The following is a 14428-nucleotide window of genomic DNA, read 5'->3' on the forward strand; positions in this document are numbered from 1 at the left end:
CCAGTACCCTTAAAGGGGTGGATGCCGTCGGCCAGTTCTTCGCAGGGCCGACTGCTACTTCAAAGTAGGCGAAGGCATCGAGAAGCCGGTCGACAACTTTGCTGAAGAAGTTGCTGCCCAGCTGGCTGCCGCCAAGCAGTAAGACGGTTTTTCAACTGTCGCCGAAAGAGGCTGCCCGCTCACGCGCGCAGCCTCTTTTCAAATGGGGCAGCCAATTTAATGGGCTGCTTTCGGAACCGGCTTACAAAGTCGTGTTCTGATGGCGCTGTGACAGCGTCAAGCTAGAGTGAACGCAGGCTGCAAACAGCTTGCAGAGAATTTTTAAAATACGCCGCAGGAGAGATTCGCAATGGCTCAGCAGGGCAGTAGTTATCAAGCTCGCTATAAACGCATTCTACTCAAGCTTAGCGGCGAGGCCCTGATGGGCTCGGAAGAGTTCGGGATCGACCCTAAGGTACTGGACCGCATGGCGCTCGAAGTTGGCCAGTTGGTGGGTATCGGTGTTCAGGTCGGCCTGGTCATCGGCGGTGGCAACCTGTTCCGTGGTGCGGCGCTCAGCGCAGCCGGCATGGATCGGGTGACAGGCGACCACATGGGCATGCTGGCCACTGTGATGAACGGCCTGGCCATGCGCGACGCGCTGGAACGTGCGAATATCTCGGCCATCGTCATGTCGGCCATTTCCATGGTGGGCGTGACCGATCACTATGACCGTCGCAAGGCGATGCGTCATCTGAACTCCAAGGAAGTGGTGATCTTCGCTGCCGGTACCGGCAACCCGTTCTTCACGACCGACTCCGCGGCCTGCTTGCGGGCGATCGAGATCGATGCCGACGTAGTGCTCAAGGCAACCAAGGTTGACGGCGTGTACACCGCAGACCCATTCAAAGACCCGCATGCCGAGAAGTTCGATCATCTGACTTACGATGAAGTGCTGGATCGCAAGCTGGGTGTCATGGATCTGACGGCTATCTGCCTGTGCCGCGACCATAAGATGCCGTTGCGCGTATTTAACATGAACAAGCCCGGCGCTCTGCTGAACATCGTGCATGGTGGCGCTGAAGGAACCCTGATCGAGGAAGGCGAACAATGATCAACGAAATCAAGAAAGACGCCCAGGAGCGCATGAAGAAGAGCCTGGAGTCCCTGGCCCATGCGTTCGGCCAGATCCGTACCGGCAAGGCGCACCCAAGCATCCTGGGCAGCGTGATGGTGCCTTACTATGGCGCCGACACTCCGTTGAGCAGTGTCGCCAACGTGACGGTCAAAGACTCTCAGACCCTGCAGGTCGTACCGTTCGAGCGCAACATGCTGGGGGCGATCGACAAGGCCATCGGCAGTGCCGGCTTGAACCTCAATCCGACCAACCTGGGTGAGCTGCTGCTGATCAAAATGGCGCCGCTGACTGAAGAAACCCGCAAGGGCTTCACCAAGCAGGCGCGTGCCGCTGCTGAAGACGCTCGTGTTGCGGTACGCAACATTCGTCGCGATGCCTTGGGTGAGTTGAAAAAGTTGACCAAGGACAAGGCCATCAGTGAAGACGAAGAGCGCCGTGGTGGTGCCGAAATCGACAAGCTGATCAAAGAGTTCGAAGCTCAGATCGCCAAGGCGACCGAAGAAAAAGAAAAGGACCTGATGGCCGTATAAGGGTCAGGACGTTTTCATGGACAAGACCAAGCAGTCTGTACCGTCTTCTGTGCCGCGCCATGTTGCGATCATCATGGACGGGAACAATCGCTGGGCAAAAAAACGCTTTATGCCGGGTGTCGCCGGGCATAAAGCGGGTGTCGACGCTGTTCGTGCAGTCATCGAGGTGTGTGCCGAGGCCAAGGTCGAGGTGCTGACCCTGTTCGCCTTCTCCAGTGAAAACTGGCAGCGGCCGGCCGATGAAGTCAGTGCCTTGATGGATCTGTTCTTCAAGGCCTTGCGTCGTGAGGCCAAGCGCCTTAACGAGAACAACATCAGCCTGCGTATCATTGGCGATCGTTCGCGTTTCCATCCCGAGTTGCAGGCGGCGATGCGCGAAGCGGAAGCCATGACAGCGGGCAGCGATCGCTTCATTCTGCAGATCGCCGCCAACTATGGTGGTCAGTGGGATATCGCCCAGGCTGCCCAGCGTCTGGCGCGGGAAGTTCAGGCGGGGCATCTGCGTCCCGAAGACATCACTCCCGGTCTGCTGCAAACCTGCCTGGCGACCGGCGATCTGCCGTTGCCGGACCTGTGCATCCGCACGGGGGGCGAGCATCGCATCAGCAACTTCCTGCTCTGGCAGCTGGCTTACGCCGAGCTGTACTTCTCCGACCTGTTCTGGCCGGACTTCAAACACGATGCCATGCGTGCTGCGCTGGCCGATTACGCTTCTCGCCAGCGGCGCTTCGGTAAAACGAGCGAGCAGGTCGAGGCTGGAGCCCGGGTTTAATGCTCAAACAACGAATCATTACTGCGCTGATCCTGCTGCCGATCGCTTTGTGCGGTTTTTTCCTGCTCGAAGGTTCTGCCTTCGCCCTGTTTATCGGGCTGGTGGTGACCCTGGGGGCCTGGGAATGGGCGCGCCTGGCGGGTTTCGAGGCTCAGCCGCCCCGTATTGCCTATGCGGTAGTGGTTGCTGTGCTGTTGTTCCTGATGCACCTGTTGCCCGGTATCGCGCCTTGGGTGCTTGGCGCGGCGGTGCTCTGGTGGGGGCTGGCGACGTTCCTGGTGCTGACTTATCCGCGCACCAGCGAGCATTGGGCCGGTGCTGCGGCCAAGCTGGTGATCGGCCTGCTGATCCTGCTGCCGGCCTGGCAAGGCCTGGTCTTCATCAAGCAGCAGCCTTTGGGCAACTGGTTGATCATGGCGGTGATGGTGCTGGTCTGGGGCGCGGACATTGGCGCCTACTTTTCCGGCAAGGCATTCGGCAAGCGCAAGCTGGCGCCCCAGGTCAGCCCGGGCAAGAGTTGGGAAGGGGTGTACGGCGGCCTGCTGCTGAGCCTGGTGATCACCGCGGTGGTCGGCCTGGTTGCAGGCTGGTCCTTCGGGCAGATCATCCTGGGTTTGCTGGGGGCGGCTATCGTGGTCTTCATTTCGGTGGTGGGCGACCTCACTGAAAGCATGTTCAAGCGCCAGTCGGGAATCAAGGACAGCAGTAACCTGCTGCCGGGGCATGGCGGTGTGCTCGATCGTATCGACAGCCTGACCGCTGCCATTCCGGTATTTGCCGTGCTGTTGTGGATGGCTGCATTGTGAGCCGCCCACAGCAGATTACCGTTCTCGGGGCCACCGGCTCCATTGGCCTGAGCACGCTGGATGTCATTGCCCGTCATCCGGAGCGTTATCAGGTCTTCGCCCTGAGTGGTTTCAGTCGCCTGGCCGAGTTGCTGGCGCTGTGCATTCGTCACGCTCCCCGTTTTGCCGTCGTCCCGCATATCGCTGCCGCACGCAGTCTGCAGGACGATTTGCGCAACGCCGGTTCGCGCACTCGCGTGCTGGTGGGCGAGGAGGGCTTGTGCGAGGTAGCGTCGGCCCCCGAAGTCGACGCGGTCATGGCGGCCATCGTAGGCGCCGCGGGCCTGCGCCCGACCCTGGCTGCCGTCGAGGCGGGCAAGAAGATCCTGCTAGCCAATAAAGAAGCACTGGTCATGTCCGGTGCGTTGTTCATGCAGGCGGTGGGCAAGAGCGGTTCGGTGCTGCTGCCGATCGACAGTGAGCACAATGCCATCTTCCAGTGCATGCCCTCGGACTTCTCCCGTGGCTTGAGCAATGTAGGGGTGAGGCGCATTTTGCTGACCGCCTCCGGTGGTCCGTTCCGGCAAACTCCGCTGGCCGAGCTGGAGCAGGTAACGCCCGAACAGGCGTGTGCCCATCCCAACTGGTCCATGGGGCGCAAGATCTCCGTCGATTCGGCCAGCATGATGAACAAGGGGCTCGAGCTGATCGAGGCCTGCTGGTTGTTCGATGCCAGGCCGGCTCAGGTCGAGGTGGTGATTCATCCGCAAAGCGTGATTCACTCGCTGGTCGACTATGTGGACGGTTCGGTATTGGCGCAACTGGGTAACCCGGATATGCGCACACCGATCGCCAACGCCCTGGCCTGGCCGGAGCGGATCGACTCCGGTGTGCCTCCGCTGGATCTGTTTGCCGTGGCACGCCTGGACTTCCAGGCGCCTGACGAAGAACGTTTCCCTTGCCTGCGCCTGGCGCGCCAGGCCGCCGAGGCGGGCAACAGCGCGCCGGCGATGTTGAATGCGGCCAACGAAGTGGCTGTCGCGGCGTTTCTCGAACGGCGCATCCGCTACCCCGAGATCGCGAGTATCATCGAGGAAGTCTTAAGCCTTGAACCGGTGGTCGCAGTCGATGAACTGAGCGCCGTGTTCGCGGCGGACGCCAAAGCCCGTGCCCTGGCTGAACAGTGGCTGGGTCGCAACGGACGGTAGCGGTTGCGACAAGCCTGGGCGTATCGGCACTGGATAGGAATGCGGAGAAAGTAGATGAGCGCGCTCTATATGATTGTCGGCACCCTGATCGCCCTGGGCGTGCTGGTCACCTTCCATGAATTCGGTCACTTCTGGGTGGCGCGCCGTTGCGGTGTCAAGGTTCTGCGCTTCTCCGTGGGCTTCGGCATGCCGTTGCTGCGCTGGCACGACCGCCTGGGCACCGAGTTCGTGGTCGCCGCCATTCCCCTGGGTGGCTACGTGAAGATGCTCGACGAGCGCGAAGGCGAAGTGCCAGCCGACCAGCTCGACCAGTCATTCAATCGCAAGTCGGTGCGCCAGCGTATTGCTATCGTTGCTGCCGGGCCCGTTGCCAACTTCCTGTTGGCCCTGGTGTTCTTCTGGGGCCTGGCGATGCTCGGTACCCAGCAGGTGCGCCCGGTCATTGGCAGCGTCGAGGTGGGAAGCCTTGCCGCCAAGGCTGGCCTGGGTTCCGGTCAGGAAATTGTTGCAATCGATGGCGAGCCGACCCAGGGCTGGGCGGCGGTCAACCTGCAGCTGGTTCGCCGCCTGGGCGAAAGCGGCACCTTGCAGTTGCTGGTGCGTGAGCAGGGTTCGTCTGTCGATTCGCCTCGGGCGCTGGTGCTCGACAACTGGCTCAAGGGGGCCGAGGAACCCGATCCTATCCGCTCCCTGGGGATTCGCCCCTGGCGCCCGGCGCTCGCGCCCGTCCTGGCTGAGCTCGACCCGAAAGGCCCGGCCCAGGCGGCGGGCCTTAAAACCGGCGATCGGTTGCTGGCGCTGGATGGTCAGGCGCTGACTGACTGGCAGCAGGTGGTCGACTGGGTGCGTGTACGTCCTGATACCAAAATTGTGCTGCGCATCGAGCGCGACGGTGCTCAAATCGACGTCCCGGTGACCCTGGCCGCACGTGGCAAAGAGAAAGTCGCCAGTGGCTATCTGGGGGCAGGTGTGAAGGCGGTCGACTGGCCGCCGGAAATGCTGCGTGAAGTCAGTTACGGTCCGCTGGCTGCTATTGGCGAAGGTGCCCGACGCACCTGGACCATGAGCGTGCTGACCCTCGATTCACTGAAGAAAATGTTGTTCGGCGAGCTCTCGGTAAAAAACTTGAGTGGACCGATAACCATTGCTAAAGTGGCGGGCGCTTCTGCCCAGTCGGGCGTTGCTGATTTCCTGAATTTCCTTGCTTATCTGAGTATTAGCCTGGGGGTTCTGAATTTGCTGCCCATTCCTGTATTGGATGGGGGGCATCTGTTGTTTTATCTGATCGAGTGGGCGCGTGGTCGTCCCTTGTCGGATCGGGTGCAAGGCTGGGGGATACAGATCGGTATCAGTCTAGTGGTTGGGGTGATGTTGCTAGCCTTGGTCAACGATCTGGGTCGTCTGTAACGCTTCGCTGAATTGCGAATCTGCCGCATTTTGCGGCAGTTTCTTTATTGCCAGTTGGAATAAGAAAGGACTTCATGAAACGTCTGCTGCTGCGGTTTTCTCCGTATTGATGATCGCCGAAGTTCACGCCGAGTCCTTCACTATCTCTGATATTCGCGTCAATGGCCTCCAGCGGGTCTCCGCGGGTAGTGTCTTTGGTGCCTTGCCGTTGAACGTCGGTGAGCAGGCGGACGATCGTCGCCTGGTGGAATCCACTCGTGCGCTGTTCAAAACCGGGTTCTTTCAAGATATCCAGCTGGGCCGCGATGGCAATGTCCTGGTCATTACGGTAGTCGAGCGCCCGTCCGTCGCCAGTATCGAAATCGAAGGCAACAAGGCGATTTCCACTGAAGACCTGATGAAAGGCCTCAAGCAGTCCGGCCTGGCAGAAGGCGAAATCTTCCAGCGTGCGACCCTCGAAGGTGTCCGTAACGAGCTGCAACGCCAATATGTAGCTCAAGGCCGTTACTCGGCCACCGTCGATACCGAAGTGGTCCCGCAGCCGCGCAACCGTGTGGCGCTCAAGGTCAATATCAATGAAGGCACCGTAGCTGCCATTCAGCACATCAACGTCGTGGGTAACACCGTATTCCCGGACGAAGACCTGATCGACCTGTTCGAACTCAAGACCACCAACTGGCTGTCGTTCTTCAAGAACGACGACAAGTACGCCCGTGAGAAGCTGTCCGGTGACTTGGAGCGCCTGCGTTCCTACTACCTGGATCGTGGCTATATCAACATGGATATCGCTTCGACCCAGGTGTCCATCACTCCGGACAAGAAACACGTCTATATCACTGTGAACGTCAACGAAGGCGAGAAGTACAGCGTTCGTGACGTGAAGCTCAGCGGTGACCTGAAAGTGCCTGAAGACCAGGTCAAGTCGCTGCTGCTGGTCGAGAAGGGCCAGGTGTTCTCGCGCAAGCTGATGACCACCACTTCCGAATTGATTACCCGCCGCCTGGGTAACGAAGGTTATACCTTCGCCAACGTCAATGGTGTTCCACAGCCCCATGACGACGATCACACGGTCGATATCACCTTCGTGGTCGATCCCGGTAAGCGTGCCTACGTAAACCGCATCAACTTCCGTGGTAACACCAAGTCCGAAGACGAAGTGCTCCGTCGTGAAATGCGTCAGATGGAAGGTGGCTGGGCTTCGACCTACCTGATCGACCAGTCCAAGACCCGTCTGGAACGCCTGGGCTTCTTCAAGGAAGTCAACGTTGAAACCCCGGCCGTGCCAGGTGTCGACGACCAGGTCGACGTCAACTACGCCGTTGAAGAACAGGCTTCCGGTTCGATCACCGCCAGCGTCGGTTTCGCCCAGAGCGCCGGTCTGATCCTGGGTGGTTCGATCACTCAGAACAACTTCCTCGGTACTGGTAACAAGGTCAGCATCGGTCTGACCCGCAGCGAATACCAGAGCCGCTACAACTTCGGTTATGTCGACCCCTACTGGACCGCCGATGGTGTGAGCCTGGGTTACAACGCGTTCTATCGCACCACTGACTACAAAGATCTCGATGTCGATGTGGCGAGCTATGCGGTAGACAGCCTGGGTGCCGGCGTTAGCGTGGGCTACCCGATCAGCGAGACTTCGCGCCTGACCTTCGGTCTGACCGCGCAGCAAGACAAGATCAAGACCGGCCGTTATACCGTCGACGAGATCTTCGACTTCGTTAACCGTGAAGGCGACAACTACCTGAACTTCAAGGCTTCGGCCGGCTGGTCCGAATCGACCCTGAACAAAGGTGTGCTGGCGACCCGTGGCCACTCCCAGAGCCTGGTACTGGAAGCCACCACTCCAGGTAGCGACCTGTCGTTCTTCAAGCTCGACTATCGTGGCCAGCTGTTCCAGCCGCTGACCGACACCTACACCATGCGCCTACACACCGAGTTGGGTTATGGCGACGGTTATGGTTCGACCGATGGCTTGCCGTTCTATGAAAACTACTATGCTGGTGGTTTCAACTCGGTGCGTGGTTTCAAGGACAGCACTCTGGGACCTCGCAGTACTCCAAGCCGTGGTGTGGATAGGACAGGCAACGCCGGTACGATCGCTGACCCGGACCAGGATCCGCTGCCGTTCGGTGGCAACGTGCTGATCCAGGGTGGTGTCGAGGTGTTGTTCCCGATGCCGTTCGTCAAGGACCAGCGTTCGCTGCGGACTTCCGTGTTCTGGGACGTGGGTAACGTATTCGACTCCAAGTGCGAGAAGACCATCAACACCAACGGTACGCCGTCCAACACTCAGTGTAACGACATCAGCCTGAGCAATCTGGCCAGTTCCGTGGGTGTAGGCGTGACCTGGGTAACCGCACTGGGTCCGCTGAGTTTTGCTCTGGCAATGCCGGTCAAGAAACCTGACGACGCTGATACCCAGGTGTTCCAATTCTCCCTCGGTCAGACCTTCTAATAACCTGACCCAAGATAACGACAATGGATTTTGTAGGAGTGCATCGTGCGTAAGTTGACTCAATTGGTTCTCCTGGCGACTGTCCTGGTAGCAGGTCCGGCGTTCGCTGACATGAAAATCGCCGTACTGAACTATCAGATGGCGCTGCTGGAATCCGATGCGGCGAAGAAGTACGCAGTGGATGCCGAGAAGAAGTTCGGCCCGCAGTTGAACAAGCTGAAAACCCTGGAAAGCAGTGCCAAGGGCATTCAGGATCGTCTGGTTGCCGGTGGCGACAAGATGCAGCAGGGCGAGCGTGAGCGCCTGGAGCTCGAATTCAAGCAGAAGGCCCGTGACTTCCAGTTCCAGTCCAAGGAACTGAACGAAGCCAAGGCCGTTGCCGATCGTGAAATGCTCAAGCAACTGAAGCCGAAACTCGACAGCGCCGTGGAAGAAGTCATCAAGAAAGGTGGTTTTGACCTGGTGTTCGAGCGCGGCGCAGTGATTGATGTCAAGCCTCAGTACGACATCACTCGCCAGGTTATCGAGCGCATGAATCAGCTGAAGTAATCCATGACAGCGACTATAAAGCTCGGCCAGCTGGCCGAGTTCCTCGGAGCCACCCTGCGTGGTTCCGCGGAGAAAGAAATCACTGGGCTGGCCACCTTGCAGGAGGCTGGCCCAGCTCAGTTGAGCTTTTTGGCAAATCCCCAATACCGCAAGTATCTGGCTGATAGTCAGGCCGGTGCCGTGCTGCTGAAGGCGGCGGATGCCGAAGGTTATGCCGGTGATGCCCTGGTAGTGGCCGATCCCTACCTGTCGTATGCGCGGATTTCCCACCTGTTCGATCCCAAGCCCAAAGCGCCAGCCGGTATTCATCCGACTGCGGTGATCGCCGAGGATGCCCGGGTCGATGGGACTGCCAGTATTGGTGCGTTTGCGGTTATCGAAAGCGGTGCGCAAATCGCCGCGGGTGTTTCGATCGGTGCTCATTGCTTTATCGGCGCTCGTTGCCAGATCGGCGAGGGTGGCTGGTTGGCTCCGCGCGTGACCCTTTATCACGACGTGCGCATCGGCAAGCGTGTGGTCATTCAGTCGGGTGCGGTACTGGGAGGCGAAGGTTTCGGTTTCGCCAACGAGAAGGGCATCTGGCAGAAGATTGCACAGATCGGTGGCGTCACCATTGGCGACGATGTCGAGATCGGCGTGAATACCGCTATCGATCGCGGCGCACTGGCCGATACCGTGATTGGCAACGGTGTGAAGCTGGATAACCAGATTCAGATCGCCCACAACGTCCAGGTCGGTGATCACACCGCCATGGCCGCTTGTGTCGGTATTTCCGGCAGCACCAAGATCGGCAAGCATTGCATGCTTGCCGGCGGCGTTGGGCTGGTTGGCCACATCGATATTTGCGACAACGTTTTCCTGACCGGGATGACCATGGTGACCCATTCGATTACCGAGCCGGGTTCCTACTCTTCCGGTACAGCCATGCAGCCAGCTGCCGAGTGGCGCAAAAGCGCGGCACGCATCCGCCAGCTCGATGATCTTGCGCGGCGCCTGCGACAACTGGAAAAGCGCGTAGGGGACGTGACCCCCGACGGTAAAGCTTCATCAGATGGCTGATACCATTTCCATATCAAGTGTGCACAGCCGTTAGACTGCCTCCTTGATTTGCTAGAGGAGTGCGTGCCAGTCGCGCGCTCCCAATCTTTACTACAGGCTTCCCCCCGAAATGATGGACATCAACGAGATTCGCGAATACCTGCCTCACCGTTACCCGTTCCTGCTGGTGGACCGGGTAGTGGACCTGGATGTTGAGGGCAAGTGCATTCGTGCCTACAAGAATGTCAGCATCAACGAGCCCTTCTTCAATGGTCACTTCCCGGCGCATCCAATCATGCCTGGCGTACTGATCATCGAAGCCATGGCTCAGGCCGCGGGCATCCTTGGTTTCAAGATGCTGGACGTGAAGCCGGCCGATGGCACCCTCTATTACTTCGTCGGTTCCGACAAGCTGCGCTTCCGCCAGCCGGTGCTGCCGGGCGACCAGTTGATCCTGGAAGCCAAGTTCATCAGCTGCAAGCGCCAGATCTGGAAATTCGAGTGCCAGGCTTCGGTCGACGGCAAGCCAGTCTGCTCCGCTGAAATCATCTGTGCGGAACGCAAACTATGAGTTTGATTGACCCTCGCGCAATCATCGATCCGACGGCCGTTCTGGCCGACGACGTTGAGGTTGGCCCGTGGTCGATCGTTGGCGCCGGTGTGGAAATCGGCGAGGGTACGGTGATCGGGCCGCATGTGATTCTCAAGGGCCCGACCCGGATCGGTAAGCACAATCGTATCTACCAGTTCTCCTCGGTAGGCGAAGACACTCCCGATCTGAAGTACAAGGGCGAGGAAACCCGCCTGGTGATTGGTGACCACAACGTCATCCGCGAAGGCGTGACCATCCATCGTGGCACCATCCAGGATCGTTCCGAGACCACCCTAGGCGATCACAACCTGATCATGGCCTATGCCCATATCGGTCATGACAGCGTGATCGGCAACCATTGCATCCTGGTCAACAACACGGCGTTGGCCGGCCATGTACATGTGGACGACTGGGCCATCCTGTCCGGTTTCACTCTGGTTCATCAGTATTGCCATATCGGTGCCCACAGCTTTTCCGGTATGGGCACGGCGATCGGCAAGGATGTCCCGGCCTTTGTCACCGTGTTCGGCAACCCGGCCGAGGCGCGCAGCATGAACTTCGAGGGCATGCGCCGTCGTGGTTTCAGCGAAGACGCGATTCATGCCCTGCGCCGTGCCTACAAAGTGGTGTATCGCCAGGGGCTGACCGTCGAACAGGCGCTCGCCGAACTGGCAGAGGCGGCTACAGAGTTTCCCGAAGTCGCGGTATTTCGTGACTCGATCCAGTCTTCGACTCGCGGCATCACCCGTTAATCATGAGCAAACTGCGTATTGCGCTGGTGGCTGGCGAAGCTTCCGGCGACATTCTTGGCGCCGGTTTGATGCGCGCGCTCAAGGCCCAGCATCCTGCTGTCGAGTTTATCGGCGTCGGTGGCCCGCTGATGCAGGCCGAAGGCCTGACCTCCTACTTCCCGATGGAGCGCCTGGCGGTCATGGGCCTGGTGGAGGTCCTGGGGCGTCTGCGTGAACTGCTGGCCCGCCGTAAAAAGCTGGTTCAGACCCTGATCGCCGAGAAACCGGATGTGTTCATCGGCATCGATGCCCCTGATTTCAACCTGAACATCGAGCTCAAGCTGCGTCAGGCCGGTATCAAGACCGTGCATTACGTCAGTCCTTCGGTCTGGGCCTGGCGGCAAAAGCGTGTGCTGAAGATTCGCGAAGGTTGCGACCTGATGCTGACGCTGTTTCCGTTCGAAGCCCGATTCTATGAAGAGAAGGGCGTGCCGGTGCGGTTCGTCGGGCACTCCCTGGCCGATGCCATCCCTCTGGAAGCGGATCGGGCCGCGGCACGTGCTGAACTCGGCCTGCCCGATGGCCCGCTGGTGGCCTTGATGCCGGGCAGCCGTGGCGGTGAAGTCGGGCGCCTGGGGGCGTTGTTCCTCGATGCGGCGCAGCGCCTGCGGGCCCTGCGCCCAGGGGTGCGTTTTGTCATGCCCTGCGCGAGTCCCGAGCGGCGCGCTCAGCTGGAAGAATTGCTGGCCGGTCGTGACCTGCCGTTGACCCTGCTCAACGGTCAGTCCCATCAGGCCCTGGCGGCATGTGATGCGGTATTGATCGCGTCCGGCACCGCGACCCTCGAGGCGCTGCTGTACAAGCGCCCGATGGTGGTTGCCTATCGCCTGGCGCCGCTGACCTTCTGGATTCTCAAGCGCATGGTCAAGAGCCCCTATATCTCACTGCCGAACCTGCTGGCCCAGCGCTTGCTGGTTCCCGAGCTGCTGCAGGACGACGCTACCGCCGAGGCCCTGGCCCAGACCCTGTCGCCGTTGATCGAGGATGGGCAGGAGCAGACCCGCGGATTTGACGAGATCCATCGCACCTTGCGCCGGGATGCCTCCAACCAGGCGGCCGATGCGGTGTTGAACCTGATTGGCAAACCGGCATGAGTAACGAAAAGATGCAGATGGGGCTGGATTTCTCGCTGGTGGCCGATGCCGAAGACCTGGTCGCCGGTGTCGACGAAGTAGGTCGCGGCCCGCTGTGCGGTGCGGTGGTCACGGCGGCGGTCATTCTCGATCCGAAGCGGCCGATTCTCGGGCTGAACGACTCGAAGAAGCTCACCGAGGCCCGTCGCGAAAAGCTTTATGACGAAATATGCGAAAAAGCCCTGAGCTGGTGCATCGCCCGCGCCGAAGTCGAGGAAATCGACGAATTGAACATCCTGCATGCCACGATGCTGGCCATGCAGCGTGCAGTGGAAGGGCTGAGCGTGACCCCGAAGCTGGCGATGATCGACGGTAACCGTTGCCCGAAACTGGCGATGCCCGCCGAAGCGGTGGTGAAGGGCGATAGCAAGGTTCCGGCGATCGCCGCCGCGTCGATCCTGGCCAAGGTCAGCCGCGACCGCGAGATGGCGGCGTTCGAGCTGATCTACCCCGGCTACGGCATTGGCGGACACAAGGGCTATCCGACGCCCGTTCATCTGGAAGCCCTGGCCCGCCTGGGGCCGACGCCGATTCACCGGCGCTCGTTCGCCCCGGTACGCCAAGCCTACGAAGCCCGTGAGAGTGCGGGCGAGATTCAGCCCTGAGGCTGATGTTTTAGCCAAGGCCCGGTACAATCCGGCTGCTTTAAAGGGTGAAGAGCAACGGTAAGATAAGGCGAACAGTGGCGATAAAGCGCAGTTGACGTTAGTCAATGAGCATTTTGAGCCGCTGTTCAACGCAGTATTACCAAGCTCGGCCCCTTTAAACCGCCGGATTTCCGGGCCTTGTTGTTTTCGCGCTTTCTTACAGGATCACTATGCCGGCTTCATTCGTTCATCTACGCCTGCACACTGAATATTCCCTGGTTGACGGTCTGGTGCGGATCAAGCCGCTGGTCAAGACGTTGGCCGGCATGGGCATGCCCGCAGTGGCGGTGACCGACCAGAACAACATGTGTTCCCTGGTCAAGTTCTACAAGGCGGCCATGGGCACCGGCATCAAGCCGATCTGTGGCGCCGACCTGTGGTTGCCGAACAAAGACCCTGAAGGCCCATTGAGCCGTATCAGCCTGCTGGTGATGAACCCTCAGGGCTATCGCAACCTGACCGAGCTGATTTCCCGGGGCTTTATCGAAGGCCAGCGCAACGGCCAGATCATCATCGAGCGCGAGTGGGTGGTCGAGGCCGCCGAAGGCCTGATCATGCTGTCGGCCGCCAAAGAGGGCGAGATCGGCATGGCGCTGATCGCCGGCGATCTGCCGGAGGCGGAGAACCTGGCCCGTGAGTGGATGGCGGTGTTCCCGGATCGCTTCTATCTGGAAGTGCAGCGGACCAGCCGGCCCAACGACGAAGAGCAGCTGCACGGTGCCGTGGCCCTGGCGGACAAGCTGGGTGCGCCTCTGGTGGCGACCAACGACGTGCGGTTCATCAAGCCTGAAGACTTCGAGGCCCATGAAACCCGGGTATGCATCGGCGAGGGCCGCGCCCTCGATGACCCACGCCGCTCGAAGAACTACAGCGACCAGCAGTACCTGAAAAGCGCCGAGGAAATGGCCGAGCTGTTCAGCGACCTGCCCGAGGCCCTGGAAAACACCGTCGAGATCGCCAAACGCTGCAATATCGACGTGAAGCTGGGCAAGCACTTCCTGCCCAACTTTCCGATTCCCGATGGCATGACCATCGATGAGTACTTCCGCCAGGTGTCCTTCGAGGGCCTGGAGGAGCGTCTTGCGGTATTGCTGCCCAAGGACACCACCGAGGATTACGACGCCAAGCGCCAGGTGTATGTCGACCGCCTGAATTTCGAGCTGGATATCATCATCCAGATGGGGTTCCCCGGTTACTTCCTGATCGTTATGGACTTTATCCAGTGGGCCAAGAACAACGGCGTGCCGGTTGGTCCTGGCCGGGGGTCGGGTGCCGGGTCCCTGGTGGCCTATGTGCAGAAGATCACCGACCTCGACCCGCTGGAATATGACCTGCATTTCGTAGGAATCCTCAACCAGTAACGCGATTACAACCACGACTACGACGTCGACTTGAGCAGGG

The 14428-nt window shown here is 59.8% G+C and carries 13 protein-coding genes and 1 pseudogene; all 14 read left to right on the plus strand.

All coding sequences use genetic code 11. The annotated features are described in order from the left end of the window. The first annotated feature begins 349 nt into the window (after positions 1-349). Positions 350-1093, plus strand: a complete 744-nt coding sequence (pyrH, locus tag ACQKQA_RS26840; protein ID WP_427564145.1) for a UMP kinase — start codon at positions 350-352, stop codon at positions 1091-1093. Continuing rightward, the gene (frr, locus tag ACQKQA_RS26845; RefSeq protein WP_427564147.1) at positions 1090-1647 is read left to right on the plus strand and encodes a ribosome recycling factor; all 558 of its coding nucleotides are present in this window, start codon (positions 1090-1092) and stop codon (positions 1645-1647) included. The genes pyrH and frr overlap by 4 nt, the downstream gene beginning before the upstream one ends. Positions 1648-1663: 16 nt before the next feature. Continuing rightward, positions 1664-2419 carry a polyprenyl diphosphate synthase gene (uppS, locus tag ACQKQA_RS26850; protein WP_427564148.1) on the plus strand — a complete coding sequence of 252 codons (756 nt, stop codon included), beginning with the start codon at positions 1664-1666 and terminating at the stop codon, positions 2417-2419. Next, positions 2419-3225, plus strand: coding sequence for a phosphatidate cytidylyltransferase (locus ACQKQA_RS26855; RefSeq protein ID WP_427564149.1), 807 nt, complete (start codon positions 2419-2421; stop codon positions 3223-3225). The genes uppS and ACQKQA_RS26855 overlap by 1 nt, the downstream gene beginning before the upstream one ends. Continuing rightward, the gene (gene ispC / locus ACQKQA_RS26860) at positions 3222-4412 is read left to right on the plus strand and encodes a 1-deoxy-D-xylulose-5-phosphate reductoisomerase (RefSeq protein ID WP_427564150.1); all 1191 of its coding nucleotides are present in this window, start codon (positions 3222-3224) and stop codon (positions 4410-4412) included. Before ACQKQA_RS26855 ends, ispC begins: the two co-directional genes overlap by 4 nt. Positions 4413-4466: 54 nt before the next feature. After that, positions 4467-5819 (plus strand): sigma E protease regulator RseP, encoded by a 1353-nt coding sequence (gene rseP / locus ACQKQA_RS26865; protein WP_427564151.1) that lies wholly within the window; start codon positions 4467-4469, stop codon positions 5817-5819. A 109-nt stretch (positions 5820-5928) separates the two neighbouring features. Then, positions 5929-8277: an outer membrane protein assembly factor BamA gene (gene bamA, locus ACQKQA_RS26870; protein ID WP_427564152.1), complete on the plus strand. Its 2349-nt coding sequence runs from the start codon at positions 5929-5931 to the stop codon at positions 8275-8277. Between the two features lie 45 nt (positions 8278-8322). Beyond that, positions 8323-8826, plus strand: a complete 504-nt coding sequence (locus ACQKQA_RS26875) for an OmpH family outer membrane protein (protein WP_007924063.1) — start codon at positions 8323-8325, stop codon at positions 8824-8826. Positions 8827-8829: 3 nt separating this feature from the next. Then, a complete protein-coding gene (lpxD, locus tag ACQKQA_RS26880) occupies positions 8830-9885 on the plus strand; it encodes a UDP-3-O-(3-hydroxymyristoyl)glucosamine N-acyltransferase (RefSeq protein ID WP_427564153.1) in 1056 nt (351 codons plus the stop codon). 109 nt (positions 9886-9994) lie between these two features. Further along, a complete protein-coding gene (fabZ, locus tag ACQKQA_RS26885; RefSeq protein WP_007924058.1) occupies positions 9995-10435 on the plus strand; it encodes a 3-hydroxyacyl-ACP dehydratase FabZ in 441 nt (146 codons plus the stop codon). After that, on the plus strand, positions 10432-11208 hold the full coding sequence (lpxA, locus tag ACQKQA_RS26890; protein WP_427564156.1) for an acyl-ACP--UDP-N-acetylglucosamine O-acyltransferase: 777 nt from the start codon (positions 10432-10434) through the stop codon (positions 11206-11208). The genes fabZ and lpxA overlap by 4 nt, the downstream gene beginning before the upstream one ends. A 2-nt stretch (positions 11209-11210) precedes the next feature. Next, positions 11211-12341 (plus strand): lipid-A-disaccharide synthase, encoded by a 1131-nt coding sequence (gene lpxB, locus ACQKQA_RS26895; RefSeq protein ID WP_427564158.1) that lies wholly within the window; start codon positions 11211-11213, stop codon positions 12339-12341. A gap of 11 nt (positions 12342-12352) precedes the next feature. Beyond that, on the plus strand, positions 12353-12985 hold the full coding sequence (gene rnhB, locus ACQKQA_RS26900) for a ribonuclease HII (protein ID WP_427564160.1): 633 nt from the start codon (positions 12353-12355) through the stop codon (positions 12983-12985). Positions 12986-13197: 212 nt separating this feature from the next. After that, a pseudogene (locus ACQKQA_RS26905) lies at positions 13198-14382 on the plus strand (PHP domain-containing protein); the annotation flags it as partial. Positions 14383-14428 lie beyond the last annotated feature (46 nt).

Source organism: Pseudomonas sp. NPDC089530, from assembly GCF_050280705.1.
In the GTDB taxonomy this organism is placed as follows: domain Bacteria; phylum Pseudomonadota; class Gammaproteobacteria; order Pseudomonadales; family Pseudomonadaceae; genus Aquipseudomonas.

Coding starts and splice junctions, on each gene's coding strand:
- lpxA (WP_427564156.1), top strand. CDS start 10,432: ATGAGTTTGATTGACCCTCGCGCAATCATCGATCCGACGGCCGTTCTG.
- rseP (WP_427564151.1), top strand. CDS start 4,467: ATGAGCGCGCTCTATATGATTGTCGGCACCCTGATCGCCCTGGGCGTG.
- uppS (WP_427564148.1), top strand. CDS start 1,664: ATGGACAAGACCAAGCAGTCTGTACCGTCTTCTGTGCCGCGCCATGTT.
- rnhB (WP_427564160.1), top strand. CDS start 12,353: ATGCAGATGGGGCTGGATTTCTCGCTGGTGGCCGATGCCGAAGACCTG.
- lpxD (WP_427564153.1), top strand. CDS start 8,830: ATGACAGCGACTATAAAGCTCGGCCAGCTGGCCGAGTTCCTCGGAGCC.
- bamA (WP_427564152.1), top strand. CDS start 5,929: ATGATCGCCGAAGTTCACGCCGAGTCCTTCACTATCTCTGATATTCGC.
- lpxB (WP_427564158.1), top strand. CDS start 11,211: ATGAGCAAACTGCGTATTGCGCTGGTGGCTGGCGAAGCTTCCGGCGAC.
- pyrH (WP_427564145.1), top strand. CDS start 350: ATGGCTCAGCAGGGCAGTAGTTATCAAGCTCGCTATAAACGCATTCTA.
- fabZ (WP_007924058.1), top strand. CDS start 9,995: ATGATGGACATCAACGAGATTCGCGAATACCTGCCTCACCGTTACCCG.
- frr (WP_427564147.1), top strand. CDS start 1,090: ATGATCAACGAAATCAAGAAAGACGCCCAGGAGCGCATGAAGAAGAGC.
- ACQKQA_RS26855 (WP_427564149.1), top strand. CDS start 2,419: ATGCTCAAACAACGAATCATTACTGCGCTGATCCTGCTGCCGATCGCT.